Source organism: Streptomyces sp. NPDC104309 (assembly GCF_055584025.1).
Genome location: NZ_JBVJMV010000002.1, coordinates 115710 through 132903, shown reverse-complemented (window position 1 = coordinate 132903; position 17194 = coordinate 115710). Strand labels below are relative to the sequence as shown.

The following is a 17194-nucleotide window of genomic DNA, read 5'->3' as shown; positions in this document are numbered from 1 at the left end:
CGTGACGGTCACCCGCTCCATGCCGCACAGCCTCGGGCAGACCGCCTCGGCCTTGTAGGAGGTCTGCGACGCCTTCTGACCTGCTCGCACTCGGCGGCCGGACCCTCGGGGCCCGCGATGCACAGGGCGTCGAAGCGGTACGAGTTACGGTTCGGGCCCCTGGCTACTTGCCCAGCACGGCCTTCATCACGTTCTTCGCGATCGGCGCGCCCAGCCGCCCACCGGAGATGTCCGATCGGGAGATGTCCATGTCCGTCGGGTCGATGAACACCGCGACCGCCACCGACTTGCCGCCGGACTTGCCGTACGAGACGAACCAGCCGTACGGCACCTCGTCCTTCACGTTGACGCCGCGCTGCGCCGTGCCGGTCTTGCCGCCGACCGTGACGCCGTCGATCAGGGCGCGCTTGGCGCTGCCCTCCCTGGCCGTGAACTCCATCATTTCCTGGACCTTCTTCGCCGTCCCCTCGGACACGGCCTGGCTCATGAGCTTCGGTTCGTTCTTCTCCAGGACCGACACGTCGGGGCCGCGCAGCTCGTCGACGATGTACGGCTGCATCAGCTTGCCGTCGTTGGCGAGGGCGGCCGTCACCATCGCCATCTGCATCGGAGTGCTGGTGAGGCTGCCCTGCCCCATGCCCGTCAGCGCGGTGCCGGGCTTGTCCAGCTTGCTCGGGTAGAGGCTCTTGGTGGCGAGCATGTCGCCGAACTCCTTGGAGTAGACGTCGGCGTTGAAGCCGAACTTCTCCGCGGTCTCCCGCATCTTCTCCTCGCCGACCTTGGACGCCGCGTCGAGGAAGACGTTGTTGCAGGAGTACTGCATCGCGGTCTTCATGGACGCCTTGTTGCACACCGCGTCGCCGGCCTCGCTGCCGATCTTGTTCGTGGAGAGCGGCAGGGGGTACGGAGAGACGGCGCCGGACGGCGCGTCGACGTCGCTGACCACGCCGTTCTCCAGGGCCGCGGCCGCCGTGAGGATCTTGAACGTCGAGCCGGGCGGGAAGGTCTCGCGCAGCGGGCGGTTGGCCAGCGGCTTGGCCTTGTCGCCGACGAGCGCCTGGAACTTGTCCCCCTCCTTGAACGAGTTCCCGGCAAAGACGGAGGGATCGTACGAGGGTGTGGAGACGAGGGCCAGGACCTTCCCCGTGTCCGGTTCCAGCGCGACTACCGCACCCCGCGCGCCGAGGTCGGTCAGCCCCTTGTAGCCGGCCTTCTGCGCCTTCGGGTTGATCGTGGTGATCACATCGCCGCCGCGCCGCTGCTTGCCGGTGATGATGTCCTTGGCGTGCCGGAACGCGAACCGGTCGTCCTGCCCGCTGAGGATGCTGTCGTACGTCTTCTCCAGGAGGGACATGCCCTGCGACTGGGAGGCGTACCCGGTGACGGGGGCGTACATCGGGCCCTGCTTGAAGGTCCGCTTGTACTTGAAGTCCGTTCCGTCGACCGCCTTGGAACCGGTGATCGTGTCGCTGCCCACGACGATGTCGCCGCGCGGAGTGGCGAACTGGGCGATCTTCACCCGGCGGTTCTTCTCATGAGTGGCCAGGGACTCGCTCTGGAAGTACTGGAGCCAGTTCGCCCGCAGCAGCAGCGCCATCACCAGCAGCCCGCAGAATATGGCTATGCGCCGCAACGGCCTGTTCATCCTCATCCACTCCCGCGCTCACAACTGTTCGGTCCTTGACCGAGAAAGATACCGATTACGGGCAAATGGTTGCACCCGCAACCATCTGTTTCCGTGGGCGTGGTCGTTCAGAGGTACTGCGCACAGTCGTCCAGCGCCCGCAGCACCTCCGCCTCTCCCGCCGGGGGCAGTTGCAGGACGAGCTCCTCGATGCCCAGCTCCGCGTAGTGCGCCAGCTTCCCCGGGCTCGGGAGTACCGCGTACGGGACCACCTGGAGGTGCTTCGGGTCCCGGCCGGCCGACTCCCAGGCCTCGCGGAGCTTCGGTACGGACTCCGTCAGGCCCCGGCCACCGATCGGGAGCCAGCCGTCCGCGTACTGGGCGATGTGTGTGAACAGCTTCGGGCCCGCCGCGCCGCCGATCAGGGTGCGGGGGCCGTTCAGCGGGCCGCGGGGTTCCTGGACCGGCTTCGGGTACGCGTGGCTGGCTCTCACCGAGCCGAACTCACCCTTGTACGCCGTCGGTTCGGCCGACCACAGGGCGCGCATCAGGGCCATCCGGTCACGGGTGAGGTCACGGCGCGTCGACCAGTCCACCCCGTGGTCCGCGGCTTCCTCGACGTTCCAGCCGTAGCCGAGGCCCAGCGTGAACCGGCCGCCGGAGAGATGGTCGAGGGTGGCGATCCGCTTCGCCAGGTCGATCGGATCGTGCTGGGCGACGAGCGTGATGCCGGTACCGAGGGCGAGGCGTTCGGTGACCGCGGCGGCCTGCGCGAGGGCGACGAAGGGGTCGAGGGTGCGTCCGTACTCGGGCGGGAGTTCGCCACCGGCCGGGTAGGGGGTGTCCCTGCTCACCGGGATATGGGTGTGCTCGGGCAGGTAGAGCCCGGCGAAACCGCGCTGTTCGAGCTCGCGGGCGAGCCGCAGCGGTGTGATCGTCTCATCGGTGAGGAAGATCGTTGTGGCGATCCGCATACGAGGACACCTCCGTCGTGGTCCGGTGACGGCCCCAACGTATGCCGTGCGGTGCGGAAAGCCGAGGGTCGCGCGGTACGGGCCCCGCTCGTGCCTCTCGGCGTTCTTCCGGAGTTCACGGCTTCCCGCCAGGGTCGAGTACGTCATCCTCGCCACCACGACACCCCGGGGAGCCACTCGTATGTCCTCATCGCAATCCGCCCACGGCCGTCCGATGGCCAGGCGCGGCCTTCTCGTCGGGACGGCGGCCACCGCTCTAACGTTGGGCACCGTGAGCTTCGCCGACGCCGCGACCGGCAACGACGCCCCCGACCGGACCGTGACCGCGCGCGGCACCCTGCCGACCGGGTCGCCCGACTATGTGTATCTGCCGGTCGAAGTACCGCGCGGGGTACGGGAGATCGCCGTCTCGTACACGTACCGGAAGACGCCCGTCCCGGCCGGGACGCAGGGCAACGCCCTCGACATCGGCATCTTCGACGAGCGCGGCACGGAGCTGGGCGGGCGCGGGTTCCGGGGGTGGTCCGGCGGGGCGCGCAGCGGTTTCTTCGTCCGGGCCGACGAGGCGACGCCCGGCTACATCGCCGGTCCGGTACGGGCCGGGACCTGGAACATCGCGCTCGGGCCGTACACCGTCGCCCCGGAAGGGCTCCCGTACGAGGTGACGATCACCCTGCGCTTCGGGCCCGCCGGGTCCACGCCGAAGCCCGTGTACCCGCCGGAGCGGGCGAAGGGGCGCGGGCGCGCCTGGTACCGCGGGGACTGCCATCTCCACTCCGTCCACTCGGACGGCGGGCGCACCCCGGCCGAGATCGCCGCCGCCGCTCGCGCGGCCGGGCTCGACTTCATCAACAGCAGCGAGCACAACACGCACTCCGCGCACGGCGCGTGGGGCGGGCTGTGGGGTGACGATCTGCTCGTCCTCACGGGCGAGGAGGTCACCGCCCGCAACGGACATGTGATCGCGCTCGGCACCGACCCGGGCACGTTCGTCGACTGGCGCTACCGGGCCCGCGACAACCGCTTCGGGCACTACGCGAGGGCCGTGCGGCGGGCCGGTGGTCTGGTCGTGCCCGCGCATCCGCACGCCACCTGCATCGGCTGCCACTGGAAGTTCGGTTTCGGCGAGGCGGACGCGGTGGAGGTGTGGAACGGGGCCTACACCCCGGAGGACGAGATCGCCCTCGCCGAATGGGACAACTCCCTTGTCGCTGCCGTCCGTTGTTCGAAGCCGTGGGTTCCGGCGATGGGCAACAGCGACGCGCACCGGGAGCCGGACAAGGTGGGACTGCCGCAGACCGTCGTCCTCGCCGACGAGCTGTCGCGCGGGGCGATCACGGCCGGGATCCGGGCCGGGCGCTCGTACATCGCCGAGTCGTCCGCCGTCACCCTGTCCTTCGGCGCCTCGGGCGGGCGCGGACTGCACGCCGGGATCGGCGAGCGGCTGCGGGTGGACGGGGACGGCACCCCGGTCACCGTGCGGCTGGAGGTGACCGGGGCGCCCGGCTGCACCGCGCACTTCGTCACCGACCAGGGCACGCTGTTCACGGCCGCGCTGCCGGAGTCGGGGACGGGGACGGTCCAGTGGCGTACGACGCCGGCCTACGCCGCCTATGTGCGGGCCGAGGTCCGGCACCCGGCGACGGTGCCGGGGCTGCCGGGGGCACTGGCGGCGCTCACCAATCCGGTGTTCCTGGAGAGTGAGGACGCGCCTCGGAAGTAGCTCCGTCCGACCGCCGGGCAGGCGGGACGTCCGACACGCGTCCCGGGTCCGTCGGTGCGGGGACGGGCCTGTGCGCGGCGGGCGGCGGGAGCGCGCGGAGCCGTCGCGCGCAGGCCCGCCCCTGGACGGCCGAGAAGCCCGCGACCAGCGTGCCCAGCACCAGCCAGCCCGCCGGTCCGGCCGCCATCACCACTCCGGTCAGCAGCGGCGGCCCGGCGGACTTCTGGATGGACTGGGACATCCCGGCCACCCCCAGATACGCGGCGCGGGCATCCCGGGGTGCGAGCAGGACCGCCAGCTCCCAGGAACTCACCGACCGCATCAGCTCCGCCAGGGTCACCACCAGCGCCGCGGCGAGCAGGGCGGCGGCGGCCGTCCAGGTCCCGCCCCGGGTGGCCGCCGCCAGGAGCACGCAGCACACGAACACCATGGCCCCGTACAGCAGCACCGCCCGCGTGGCCCGGCGCGGCCCCTCGGCCCGCTTGGACACGCTGATCTGCAGCACCACGACCATCACGGTGTTGATGACCAGGAAGGCCGGGACGAGGGCGTGCGGCGCCGAGGTGCGGTTCACCAGCCACAGCGGCAGGCCGACTCCGATGATCGAGTCGTCCAGGTTCATCGGAATGTCCAGCAGCACGAAGGTGAGATAGCCGCGGTCCCGCCACGGGCCGGACGTGCGGGCGGGCGGGCGCTCCCCGGCCGGCGCCGCGCCGGCCGGCGCCCCGGCCACCTCGACGGTCCTCTCCCGTGGCTCGTCCGTACGCCACACCAGCGCCGCGGCGACGGCGAAGGACAGCGCGTTGCCAAGGATCAGCGCCCGGTAGGCGTCGGTGGTTCCCACGGCCAGGCCGATCGCCGCGATGCCGGCGCCGAGGCCGAATCCCGCGTTGGACGCACTGCGGGACAGCGCCTGGTAGGCCGCGCGCCGCTCGCCCGCCGTCCGGGTGGCGAACAGCATCTCCAGCATCTTCGCCGCCCTGTCCCCCAGGTACGTGACGGCGACGACGGGCAGCAGCGCTTCGAAGCTGCCGCACACCAGGACCAGGACGATCGTCACCAGGCGCAGCAGATGGCAGCCGAACAGCAACGGGCGCAGCGGGAAGCGGCCGGCCAGCCGTCCGGCCAGCGGTGATCCCGCGATGCCCGCGACTCCGGCCACGCCCAGCAGCACGCCGATCTCTTCGGCGCTCAGCCGCGTCACGAAGGTCAGATACAGGACCGAGGACGCGGCCCACAGCCCCGAGCCGGTCCGGTCCAGGCTCAGCGCGAGCAGCATGACCCGCGCATTGCGCCCGCCCGGCGGATCGCGCAGCTGGGCCAGCAGCCCCGGTGCGCCCCGCTCGTCCCTCGGGGACTTCGCCTCCCCGCCGCCCCTGCCGCGTCGCGTCGCCCGTCGCATCCGCCCGCCCCCTCGGATCTGCCCCGACATCGAAAGACCAATGGATCAAGAGGGAAGACTGCCGGGAGGGTTTCTCGATGTCAAGATACTTGACATCGACATACTCGCTCCGTCCACACGGGCTCTCGGCGAACCCGTCCCCGCCCCGCCCGTCCCTGTGCGCTTCACGGCGGGCGGCGTCACAGTGGAAGAGGGGCACCGGGCGGGGCTGCCGGAGGAGGTGTCCGCATGGATGTGACCGGCGGGAACGACGACCGGCTCCGGGACCATCGCGGCAAACGGCACTTCGACGCGACGGCGGAGCCACGCGGTGACGGCGAGGGGGCGGGCGCGGCGCCCTGCTTCGTCGTGCAGATCCATCAGGCGCGCCGCATGCACTTCGATTTCCGGCTGGAGGTCGGCGGTGTACTGAAATCATGGGCGGTGCCGCGCGGGCCTTCGGAGAATCCCCGCGAGCGGCGGCTGGCGGTCCCCACGGAGGACCATCCGCTGGAGTACCGGACGTTCGAGGGCGTCATCACCAAGGGCGAGTACGGCGGCGGCACGGTGATCGTGTGGGACCAGGGCACCTACCGGCCGCTCAGCCACGACCGCCGGGGCAGACCGGTGCCGTTCGAGGAGTCCCTGGAGAACGGGCACGCGACCTTCTGGCTCGACGGCACCAAGCTGCACGGCGAGTTCGCCCTCACGCGCTTCAAGGCACGCGACGAGAGCGACGCGCCGAGCGGGGAGATATGGCTGCTGATCAAGGCAAGGGACGGGCGCGCCACCCATGACGGGCCGGGCACACCCGACCCGTACCGCGCACGTTCGGCCCGTACGGGGCGCACCCTGCAGCAGGTCGCGGCCGAGGAAGGGGGCGGGTCCCGGTGACCGCCCGCGGCACCGTGGAGGTTCTGCTCAGCCGTTACGGCACCACGTATGCCGCCGAGGCCGGCATCCGGTTGCGGAACGCTCCCCAGCCCCTGTACCAACTGCTCGTCCTCAGCGATCTGTTGAGCGCCCGCATCCGGGCGTCCGTGGCCGTGGCGGCGGCGCGTGCACTGTTCGCCCATGGCCTGCGGTCCCCGGACCGGATGATCGGGTCGACGTGGCAGGAGCGCGTCGACGCGCTCGGCGAGGGCGGCTACCGGCGCTACGACGAACGGACCGCCACCCAGCTCGCCGACGGGGCGGAGCTCCTGCTGGTCGAGTACGGGGGCGACCTGCGGCGACTGCGCGGGGAGGCCGACGGCGATCTGGACATCCTGCGGGCCGGGCTGCGCAGGACCCCGGGCATGGGCCCGGCCGGTGCGGACATCTTCGTACGCGAGGTACAGGCGGTGTGGCCGGAGACGGCGCCGTTCCTGGACGGAAAGGCACTGCAGGGCGCCGAGAAACTCGGTCTGCCCGCCTCACCGGCGAAGCTGGCGCGGCTCGCGGAGCAGGCCGGGGAAGCCGGAGAGGCCGGGCCGGACGAACAGGCCGAGCAGGCGGGCGACCACGGGCCCGCCGAGCTCGCGGCCGCTCTGGTGCGCGCGGCGCTGGACAAGCACGTCGTGGACGACGTCAGGGCACGGGCCGTCTGAGGCCGGCCCGACCGCCGACCGACCGTAACGCGCACCCGAGCTCGGGTCCGGGCACAGGCTCCGGCGGCCACCGTCGGAGCACGGGCCCGCGCTCCGGGACGCGTCCGTGGCGCGGGGCCGGCCGTCTACGCCCCCGCGGTGGCCGCCCGGCTGAGGAATGCCGGCCGGCCCCGGCGACGACGGACTGAGCGCCGCGCGCGCCCGGAGGCGTCCGGCCCTCAGTCCTCCACCACCAGCGCCGGAGTCTCCTTCGTCAGCACCTCACCGCGGAAGAACGCCGGGCTGCGGCGCTGCATCACCAGCATCAGCACCACCCCGAGCAGCAGCAGCCCGACACCGATCACGAAGACCGAGCCGACCCCGAAGACGGACGAACCGGAGCCGTACGCCGGGTCCCACATGTCGTAGAGGGTCTTGCCGAAGACCGCGGCGAGCAGGATGCCGCCGAGGACCGGGAAGAGGCCCTTGAAGACCAGGTCGCGGACCGAGCGGGTCAGTTCGGCGCGGAAGTACCAGGCACAGGCGAAGGCCGTCAGCGCGTAGTAGAAGCAGATCATGAGGCCGAGCGCGTAGATCGTGTCGACCAGCACGTGCTCGCTGACGAGGGTCATGACCGTGTAGAAGACGCCGGTCGCCACGCCCGCCGTGATGGTGGCCCTCCCCGGGGTCTTGAAGCGCGGGTGGACGCGGGCGTAGGAGGCGGGCAGGGCCTCGTACGTGGACATCGCCAGGACCGTGCGGGCCACCGGGATGAAGGTGGTCTGCAGGCTGGCGGCGGCGGAGGCCAGGACGGCGATGAAGAGCAGGACGCCGAGGCCGGGACCCATGATCGGGCCGGCGAGTGCGGCGAAGACGTTGTCGGAGGTGTCCGGGTTGGCGAGGCCGAGACCCGAGCCGCCGGAGCCGACGGCCATCTGGGCGGCGACACCGGTCGCCAGGTAGGAGCCGACGAGCACGACCATCGCGATGAGGGCGGCGCGTCCGGGGGTCTTCTCGCTGCCGATGGTCTCCTCGTTGGCGGTCAGACAGGCGTCCCACCCCCAGAACATGAAGATGGACAGCGACAGGCCCGCCGTGAACGTCGCGAACGACTTCACCGCGAACGGGTTCAGCCAGGACCAGGAGAAGTGCAGCGACGAGGCGAACTCCCCGCTGTGCGCCTTGTGCACGGCCATCACCACGAACAGCGCGAGGACGACGAGCTGAAGGCCCACCAGGGCGTACTGGATGCCCTTGGTGGCCGTCATCCCGCGGTAGCTGATCGCCGTGGCGACCGCGATCAGGACCAGACAGGTGAGGATGTGGACGGGCTTGTTGTGGTCCAGGGCGGCGATCGAGTCGCTGCCCGAGATCTCGCCCGCCAGCAGCCAGAAGTACGAGGTGGCGACGCCCGCCAGGTTCGACAGCACGATGATCGTCGCGATGACCAGGCCCCAGCCGCACATCCAGCCGACGCGCGGGCCGAACGCCTTCACCGTCCAGGTGAAGGACGTACCGCAGTCCGGCACGGCCTTGTTGAGTTCGCGGTACGCGAATGCGACGAGCAGCATCGGCAGGAAGCCGGCCAGGAAGACGGCGGGCATCTGCAGGCCGACCTCACCCGCGGTGGAACCGAGGGTGGAGGTGAGGCAGTAGACGGGGGCGACGGTGGAGATCCCGATGACGGCGCTGCCCATCAGGCCGACGGAGTTCCCGCCGAGGCCCTTGCCGCGTACACCGTCGGCCGGGGCGGTGTCCCGTACTGGGTCTCCGGCCTGCGGCCGCGCGTCCAACTGTGTCATGTAGAGGACGGTATGCGCTGCGATATCCACATTCGGAGGCTGAGACTCCGCCAACTCACCCTTTAAATTCAAGCAACATGACGGTTACGCAGGATTGAATTGAAGGCCAATTTCAGAAACCCCCTTCCGATGCGAGGTTGATGCCCGATCGCAACGCCATACGAGAATCGCAGCACTGTCCGTTTTGTGGTGATTCAAAATTTTCCCGTGAGTGTCCGCTCAGCGGACACTCACGGGGTGTGCCGCCTCAGCCCGGCCAGACGATCGCCTGGAGTTCGCTGTACGCGTGCAGGGCGTACGAGCCGACGTCGCGCCCGACACCGCTCTTCTTGAACCCGCCGAACGGGGCCTCCATGTTCCGGCCGATGGTGTTCACGCCGACCCCGCCGGCCCGCAGTCGCCGGGCCACCCGGAAGGCCCGTGCCACGTCCGAGGACCAGACGTAGTTGATCAGCCCGTAGTCGCTGTCGTTGGCGAGTGCGATGCCCTCCTCCTCGTCGTCGAAGGGGACGACCACGACGACCGGGCCGAAGATCTCCTCCCGGACGACGCGCATGTCGTTGGTGCAGTCGGCGAGGAGGGTGGGTGCGACGTAGAAGCCCCGGTCGAGACCGGTCGGCCGTTCGCCGCCCGTGACGATCCTCGCCCCCTCCTTCCGGCCGAGTTCGACGTACGACTCGACGCGGTCGCGGTGGGCGGCGGAGATGACCGGGCCGACGACCGTGCCCCGGGCCGTCGGGTCCCCGACCTTCAGATACCCCGCGTACGCGGTGAGCTTGTCGATCAGGGCGTCATGGGCGCCGCGCTGGACGAGGACGCGGGTCGGGGCCGTACAGATCTGGCCGCTGTAGAAGGAGAACGTGGTGCCGATGCCCGCCGCCGCGGAGTCGAGGTCCGCGTCGTCGAGAACGACGGCGGCCCCCTTGCCGCCCAGCTCCATCAACTGCCGCTTCATGGAACGCCCGCACACCTCGGCGATGCGCTGTCCGACGGCCGTGGAGCCGGTGAAGCTGACCATGTCGACGTCCGGTGAGTCGACGGCGGCCTCGCCCGCCTCCGGCCCCGAGCCGGTGACGACGTTGACCACGCCCGCCGGAACGCCCGCCTCTGCGAGCGCCTCGGCCATCCGGTAGACGGAGAGCGGGTCCTGCGGCGCGGGTTTCACGACGACCGTGTTGCCCATGGCCAGGGCCGGAGCGACCTTGCCGGCCGGGTTGGCCCACGGGTTGTTGTACGAGGTGACGCAGGTGACGACGCCGACCGGCTGGCGTACGGCCAGTGCCCCGAAGACACCGGCCCGCCCCATCGGACCGGCCTCGTTGATCTGCGGTGCGACGGCTTCCTCGACCGGCTCCAGAGCCCCCCTGGCGTACCGGCGGAAGCGGGCGGCGCCGACGGCGACCTGCATGCCCCTGGCCGTCCCGGTGGTGGCGCCGCTCTCCGCCTGGGCGAGCGCGGCGTTGCCGGCGAGGTCGCGCTGCATCAGGTCGGCGGCCCGGTCCAGGATGGCGGCCCGCTCCTCGGGACGGGTGCGCGACCAGTCGGCGAAGGCCTCGCGGGCCGCGGCCGCCGCCGCGTACACCTGCTCGCGGCTCGCCTCGGGGGCGAGGCCGACGACTTCCTCCGTGGCCGGGTTGATCACCTCGTAGTGGCCGTGGTCGGGTTCGGTCCACCGCCCGCCGATGAACAGACGCTGCTTCCCGTCGCGCGTCACGGTTCCGTCGCTCATACGGTGCTCACCGTCCGGGTGTCGCGGCCGGAGCGCAGCACCGTACCGGGGACCGCGCCGGTCACCTTGTCGTCGCGCAGGGTCTCCACGCCGTTGACCCGGACCGACACGATGCCGATGGCCTTGGAGTCGAGGCGGGGGCTGTCGCCGGGCAGGTCGTGCACGAGGGTGGCGGGCCCGGCGTCGATGCGCTCGGGGTCGAAGAGGACGAGATCGGCGTGGAAGCCCTCCTCGATCCGGCCGCGGTCGCGGAGCCCGAAGAGACGGGCGGGATCGTCGGTGAGCATCCGCACGGCCTGTTCGAGCGGGACGAGTCCGCGTCGGCGCAGGCAGTCGCCGAGGAAGCGGGTGGTGTACGGGGCGCCGCACATGCGGTCCAGGTGCGCGCCCGCGTCGGAGCCGCCGAGCATGACGTCCTCGTGCGCCCAGGTGCGGCGGCGCAGCTCCCAGGAGTCGGGGTCGTTGTCGGTGGGCATGGGCCACAGCACCGTACGCAGCCCGTCCTCGGCGCAGATCTCGACGAGGCAGTGGAAGGGATCCTGTCCGCGTTCGGCGGCGATGTCGCCCACGACACGGCCGCCGAGCCCGTCGTTGGCCGCGCTGTAGGTGTCCCCGATGACGTACCGGCCGAAGTCGGCGAGGCGGCGGAAGACACCGGCCTCCTTGCTGTCGGCTCGACGGAGCATTTCGGCGCGGGTGTCCGCGTCGCGCAGCCGCTCGATGCGTTCGGGGACGGGGAGGGCGAGGATGTCGCCCCAGCCGGGGATCAGGTTGAGCGCGCAGAAGGTGCCCAGTGACATGTTCATGGGCGTGAGGATCGGCATGGTGAGGGCGACGATCCGGCCGCCGGCCCGGCGGGCGCGTTCGCTGGGCACGAGCTGGCGCGGTACGCGCTCGGGCACGGCGGCGTCGATGGTGAGGACGTTCCAGTTCAGCGGGCGGCCGGCGGTGGCGGTCATGTCGACGAGGAGCTCGATCTCCTCGTCGGAGAACTGGTCGAGGCAGCCCGCGACGATCGCTTCGAGCTGGGTGCCCTCGTGTTCGCCGACGGCACGGGACAGGGCGAGGAGTTCCTCGGGGAGCGCGTGCCGGGAGGCGACCGGTTGTCCGTCCCCGTCGGAGTGGGTGGCGGACTGGGTGGTGGACAGCCCCCAGGCTCCGGCGTCCATCGCGTCGTGGAAGAGGGCGAGCATGGCGTCGAGCTGTTCGGGGGTGGGCTGTCCACCGATCGCGTCGGCGCCCATGACGTGCCTGCGCAGGGCGCAGTGGCCGACCATGAACCCGGCGTTGACGGCGATCCGTCCTTCGAGCGCGTCGAGGTATTCACGGAAGCTGGACCAGGTCCAGTCGACGCCCTCCTCCAGGGCCTTGAGGGCCATGCCCTCCACCCGCGCCATCATGCGGCGGGTGTAGTCGGCGTCCTCGGGGCGTCCGGGATGGAGCGGGGCGAGGGTGAATCCGCAGTTGCCCCCGGCGACGGTGGTGACGCCGTGGTTCATGGACGGGGTGGCGTACGGGTCCCAGAAGAGCTGGGCGTCGTAGTGGGTGTGCGGGTCGACGAAGCCGGGGGCGAGGACCAGGCCGGTGGCGTCCTCGGCGGTGACGGCTTCCTCGGTGAGCGTGCCCGGTTCGGCGATGACGGCGATGCGGCCGTCGCGGAGGCCGACGTCGGCGGGGTACGAGGGTCCGCCTGTGCCGTCCACGACGGTCGCGCCGCGGATGAGGTGGTCGAGCATGACGGGGGTTCCCTTCCGTGTTTCCTGTGGCAGGTGCGGGGGTGTGCGGCCGGGGTGCGCACGGCCGCGGTACGCACCCCGGCTCACGGAGCGGCGGTCCGGGAAGACGCCGCTGCTTCCAGCCCCGCCGGCAATTGAGGCGCGGGGTCCGGGGGCGGAGCAGAAAACCAGCCCCCCGGCCATTGAGGCGCGAGGTCCGGGGCAGAGCCGAAAACCAGCCCCGCCGGCGATTGAGGCGCGAGGTCCGGGGCAGAGCCCCGGTTACGGGAAGGGGCGGGTAGGGGAACAGGCCCGCCGCAGGCGCACCCACACCCCCACAGACGAACCCGCACCCGCACCACCACCGCCACGGACGCCCACCCCCTACGCCCCCGCCGCCCCCCGGAACCGCGAGGTCCGGTGCACCGGGTCCGTGTCGATCTTCGGGATCACGTGCTCGCCGATCAGCTTGATCGAGTTCAGCGTGTCCTCAGGGCTGATCCCGATCGGCAGCCCGAAGCTCAGCTGGTCGGCCCCCGCCTGCTCCCACCGCTTGCACTGCGCCAGCACCTCGTCCGGATCGCCGCAGATCATCAGCTCCTCGGCGATCAGGAGCTCGATGATCTCCTCGGAGTACTCCGGCAGCAGCTCGGGCCACTCCGGGATGCCCTCCGGCCGGGGGAACGTGTCGTGGTAGCGGAACAGCAGTGACTGCAGGTAGTTCAGCCCGCCGCCCACCGCGATCTCGACGGCCTTGGCGTGCGTCTCGGCGCAGATGGCCGTGGAGGTCACCATGACGTTGTCGTTGACGAAGTCGCCGACGGGTTCGGCCTCCTTGACGGCCGTCTTGTACGACTCGACGACCCACTCCATGTCGGAGACCTTCTGCACGCTGAAGCCCAGCACACCGAGCCCCTTCTTTCCCGCCATCGCGTACGAGGACGGCGAACCGGCCGCGTACCACATCGCCGGGTGCGACTTCCCGTACGGCTTGGGCAGGATCTTGCGCGGCGGCAGTGACCAGTGCTTGCCCTGGAAGCCGACGTACTCGTCCTGGAGCCACATCTTGGGGAACTCGGCGATGGTCTCCTCCCAGAGTTCCTTGGTGTGGTTCATGTCGGTGATGCCCGGCATGAAACCCAGGATCTCGTGACTGCCGGCCCCGCGTCCGGAGCCGAATTCGAACCGGCCCTCGGAGAGGTGGTCGAGCATGGCGACCTTCTCGGCCACCTTCACCGGGTGGTTGACAGGGGCGAGCGGGTTGAAGATGCCGGATCCGAGGTGGATGCGGTCGGTGGCGTGCGCGAGGTAGCCCAGGTACACATCGTTGGCCGAGAGATGCGAGTACTCCTCCAGGAAGTGGTGCTCGGAGGCCCAGGCGTACTTGAAGCCGGACTTGTCCGCCTGGATGACGTACTCGGTCTCCTCGATCAGCGCCTTGTGCTCTGCCTCGGGGTCGGTCCTGGCCCGCGCGGCGGGCACGTACCCCTGTACAAAGAGCCCGAATTCCAAGGGGATTCACCGTCCTCAATCGACTTCTGACACATCGTCAGATCGTGATGCGTCCGACTGTTCCACCGGCACCCGTACCCGTCAATACCTGACGCACCGTCAGGTATATTCAGAACAGACTCACTCCGGCCAGCCATCCGCCATCGATGACGAACGGCTGCCCGGTGATGTACGAGGAGTCGTCCGAGGTCAGGAAGAGCGCCAGCGCGGCCACCTCCTCCGGCTGCCCGATCCGCCCCAGCGGTACGAGCTTGCGGTACAGCTCGGCCACCGCCGCCCTGGACTCCTCCGGATCCGCGCCCGGGTCCAGCGCCGCCGGATTGGTCATCGCGGTGTCCACGGCCCCGGGGCACAGGGCGTTGACCCGTATCCCCTTCGCGGCCAGCTCCACCGCCGCCACCTTGGTCAGCCCGAGCACCGCGTGCTTGGTGGCGGCGTACGCGCCCACGAACGCCATGCCCGTCAGCCCCGTGTACGAGGCGGTGTTGACGATGGTCCCGCCACCGGCGGCCTCGATCTCCGGCGCGACGTTCTTGATCCCGAGGAACGCACCCACCTGGTTGACCTGCACCACCTGCTGGAACTCCTCCAGCGGCGTGGCCACCAGCTCGTTGAACCGGAGGATCCCCGCGTTGTTGACCAGCCCGTCGATCTTCCCGAAGGCGTCCTTCGCGGCGGCGACGGCGGCCCCCCAGTCCTCCTCCCGGCTCACATCCAGCCGCACGAACCGGGCCACGTCCTCCCCCAGCTCCTCCCGCAGCTCCTTGGCCAGCGCTTCGCCCTGTTCTTCGAGCACATCGGCGATCACCACCCGCGCACCCTCCGCGGCGAAGAGCCGCGCCTCCTGCTCGCCCTGTCCGCGCGCCGCGCCGCTGATCAGTACGACCCGTCCGTCCAGCTTGCCCATGTCCTGACTCCTACCTGTCGAGATGGGGTGCGACCTCGGCGGCGAACGCCGCCATCTGGTCGGTCAGTTCGCTACGGCTCCGACTGCGGAACCGCACCTGGATCTGGTGGACGCCCATGTCCCCGTACGCGCGCAGCGACTCGGCGACGGCCTCCGGCTTCCCCTTGAGGGTGCGCCGCCCCACGGACCACTCCGGCTCACCGACGTACAGCGGCTCGGTGATCGCACCGATGACGATCGGGTCCTCGATCCCGGCCGCCTCGCGCAGCTCCCTCAGCCGGGCGATCTGCGCGGGCAGCCTCTCCCGCGGATCACCCTGCGGCAGCCAGCCGTCGCCCCGCACCGCGGCCCGGCGCACGGCGGCGGGCGAGGATCCCCCCACCCAGACCGGCACCCGCTCCTGGGCCGGACGCGGCCGCTGCCCGAGACCGGCGAAGGAGAACCGCTCCCCCGCGAACTCCGGGTACTCCTCGGGGCCCAGCGCCGCCTTCAGCGCGTCGATGGTCTCGTCGAGGACCCCGCCCCGCCCGTCGAAGTCCGCCCCGAGCGCCCGGAACTCCTCGGGCACGTGCCCGGCCCCGACCCCGAGGATCAGCCGGCCGCCGCAGAGGTGGTCGAGGGTGGCGTACTGCTTGGCGGAGACCAGCGGGTGCCGCAGGCCGACGACGGCGACATGGCTCATCAGCAGGACCCGCTCGGTGATCCCCGCGAGAAAGGCGAGGGTGGCGACCGGGTCGTACCAGACGGTGCTCATCACCCCGGCCAGCCGCCGCGGGATCGCCACGTGGTCGCAGCTCGCCAGATAGGCGAAGCCGGTGCGGTCGGCGGTGCGGGCGATCTCGGCGAGGTCGGCGGGGGTGGCCTCGACCTCCCACCCCTCGGCGTAGATGGTGCTCTGCGACTGAATCGGGAGCTGCATCCCGTACGACAGCGGCCCGGTGGGCAGTATCGGCACCGAACGGCCTCCTTCCCGAGGGAATCTGACGCATCGTCAACTGACGGGCGCGGGGGCCATCGTCGTACCTGACGTCACATCAGACAAGAGGCGGGGGCGATCCGGTGCGGCGTCCGGCGCACACCCGGGCGGCCACCGCCACCAGGACGGCCGCCACCACGCCGGACACCACGCCGTCAGCCGCCCCGGTGACGTGCCGCACCCGCGGACACCACCCGGTGGGCGGCTGCGGCGGACCTGGTGGCGCCGCTCCAGGCGCCGGAGGAACGACGGTCCTCGGAGCTGGTGCGGCCGCACCGCCCGCCAACGAGGGCGACGGGAACGGGCACGGCGAAGGCCCGGGAGCGGATGGACGAGCTCTCCGCACACCGGCTCGGTCGACGCGGCGGCGGTCGCCGAGGCCACCGGACCGCGATGCGCAGGTGGCTCAGGAAGGGCTGTCCGAGGTCCTTTCGGGTTTCGTGTGGAGGACCTCGCGGGCCTGATCCGCGGCGCGGGCGATGCTCTCCGAGACGAAGTCGACGAAGCGGGCGATGTTCTCCAGGCGGGCGGCGGCCGGCGTGCCGTGGCCGAGGACGCCCACACCCTGCCGGGCGATCTCGCCGAGGCGGGCGGTGGACCGGGCGCCGGCCATCGTGGACTGGTACATGACGTCGTCGTCGACGACATAGCGTTCGCGGCGGCGTTCGTCGCGTTCCCGGCGGATGAGGCCCTGGCTTTCGAGGAACGCGACCGCCTTGGAGACCGATGCCGGGCTGACCTGGAGGCGCCCGGCGAGTTCGGAGGCGGTGAGGCTGCCGGCGTCGGTGGTGTAGAGGCCTGCCAGCACCCGGGCCGTCATTTTGGGCAGGCCCGATTGCATGAAGACGGTGGTGAACGTCTCCTCGTACTCGCGTACGGCCTCGGCATCGCGTCCGTGGGCCTGCGCGGGCGCGCCGGGGTCTCGGGGCGCAGCCTTTCTGCGACGGTGGGCGCGGCGTTCGGTGGCGCGGTGGGCGAGGTCGGCGCGGTAGGCGGTGGGGCCGCCATTGCGCATCACCTCACGCGTGATCGTCGAGGTCGGACGGTCGAGGCGTCGGGCGATCTCCGCGTAAGCGAGGCCGTCGGCCAGTCCCAGCGCGATCTGCTGGCGTTCCTGCTGGGTGAGCCTGCCTCCCGGCATCGCGGCCTCCTTCGTGTCCGTGGTGTCCCCACCATAGCGTTCACCGCCAATCAATTGCAACGCACAGACGTAGGGTTGTTGCATTGAATTTAACACCATTGCAATGATTGCCTGGGCTTCACCTGCCACGACGATGCATATG

The 17194-nt window shown here is 70.9% G+C and carries 13 protein-coding genes; 3 read left to right on the top strand and 10 right to left on the bottom strand.

Annotation, left to right across the window (positions count from 1 at the left end):
- Positions 1-163: 163 nt before the first annotated feature.
- Together ACZ68L_RS02350 and ACZ68L_RS02345 are read right to left on the bottom strand one after the other, a co-directional pair.
- A complete protein-coding gene (locus ACZ68L_RS02350) occupies positions 164-1645 on the bottom strand; it encodes a peptidoglycan D,D-transpeptidase FtsI family protein (RefSeq protein ID WP_469573516.1) in 1482 nt (493 codons plus the stop codon).
- 107 nt (positions 1646-1752) lie between these two features.
- Entirely contained in the window at positions 1753-2598 is an 846-nt protein-coding gene (locus ACZ68L_RS02345) for an LLM class F420-dependent oxidoreductase (RefSeq protein ID WP_469573514.1), read from the bottom strand.
- Positions 2599-2812: 214 nt separating this feature from the next.
- Here ACZ68L_RS02345 and ACZ68L_RS02340 point away from each other — a divergent pair, with 214 nt between their 5' ends.
- Positions 2813-4321, top strand: a complete 1509-nt coding sequence (locus ACZ68L_RS02340) for a CehA/McbA family metallohydrolase (RefSeq protein WP_469573987.1) — start codon at positions 2813-2815, stop codon at positions 4319-4321.
- Here the strand turns inward: ACZ68L_RS02340 and ACZ68L_RS02335 are convergent.
- Positions 4275-5723: an MFS transporter gene (locus ACZ68L_RS02335; protein WP_469573512.1), complete on the bottom strand. Its 1449-nt coding sequence runs from the start codon at positions 5721-5723 to the stop codon at positions 4275-4277. The two genes, ACZ68L_RS02340 and ACZ68L_RS02335, sit on opposite strands and share 47 nt — an antisense overlap.
- A gap of 228 nt (positions 5724-5951) precedes the next feature.
- Between ACZ68L_RS02335 and ACZ68L_RS02330 the strand changes: the two genes are divergently transcribed.
- Together ACZ68L_RS02330 and ACZ68L_RS02325 are read left to right on the top strand one after the other, a co-directional pair.
- Positions 5952-6596, top strand: a complete 645-nt coding sequence (locus tag ACZ68L_RS02330; RefSeq protein WP_469573510.1) for a DNA polymerase ligase N-terminal domain-containing protein — start codon at positions 5952-5954, stop codon at positions 6594-6596.
- Positions 6593-7291, top strand: coding sequence for an endonuclease (locus tag ACZ68L_RS02325; RefSeq protein ID WP_469573509.1), 699 nt, complete (start codon positions 6593-6595; stop codon positions 7289-7291). Before ACZ68L_RS02330 ends, ACZ68L_RS02325 begins: the two co-directional genes overlap by 4 nt.
- Positions 7292-7509: 218 nt before the next feature.
- Here ACZ68L_RS02325 and ACZ68L_RS02320 read toward each other — a convergent pair whose 3' ends face one another.
- The 7 genes from ACZ68L_RS02320 to ACZ68L_RS02290 form a co-directional block, all read right to left on the bottom strand.
- Positions 7510-9072, bottom strand: a complete 1563-nt coding sequence (locus tag ACZ68L_RS02320) for an APC family permease (RefSeq protein ID WP_469573508.1) — start codon at positions 9070-9072, stop codon at positions 7510-7512.
- A gap of 247 nt (positions 9073-9319) precedes the next feature.
- On the bottom strand, positions 9320-10801 hold the full coding sequence (locus ACZ68L_RS02315) for an aldehyde dehydrogenase family protein (protein ID WP_469573506.1): 1482 nt from the start codon (positions 10799-10801) through the stop codon (positions 9320-9322).
- Positions 10798-12537 carry an N-acyl-D-amino-acid deacylase family protein gene (locus ACZ68L_RS02310; protein WP_469573504.1) on the bottom strand — a complete coding sequence of 580 codons (1740 nt, stop codon included), beginning with the start codon at positions 12535-12537 and terminating at the stop codon, positions 10798-10800. The genes ACZ68L_RS02315 and ACZ68L_RS02310 overlap by 4 nt, the downstream gene beginning before the upstream one ends.
- A gap of 363 nt (positions 12538-12900) precedes the next feature.
- Positions 12901-14028, bottom strand: a complete 1128-nt coding sequence (locus ACZ68L_RS02305) for an LLM class flavin-dependent oxidoreductase (protein ID WP_469573502.1) — start codon at positions 14026-14028, stop codon at positions 12901-12903.
- Between the two features lie 109 nt (positions 14029-14137).
- Positions 14138-14935 (bottom strand): SDR family NAD(P)-dependent oxidoreductase, encoded by a 798-nt coding sequence (locus tag ACZ68L_RS02300; protein WP_469573501.1) that lies wholly within the window; start codon positions 14933-14935, stop codon positions 14138-14140.
- A 10-nt stretch (positions 14936-14945) separates the two neighbouring features.
- The gene (locus ACZ68L_RS02295; RefSeq protein WP_469573499.1) at positions 14946-15890 is read right to left on the bottom strand and encodes an LLM class F420-dependent oxidoreductase; all 945 of its coding nucleotides are present in this window, start codon (positions 15888-15890) and stop codon (positions 14946-14948) included.
- Positions 15891-16317: 427 nt separating this feature from the next.
- A complete protein-coding gene (locus tag ACZ68L_RS02290) occupies positions 16318-17052 on the bottom strand; it encodes a GbsR/MarR family transcriptional regulator (protein WP_469573498.1) in 735 nt (244 codons plus the stop codon).
- Between the last annotated feature and the right edge of the window lie 142 nt (positions 17053-17194).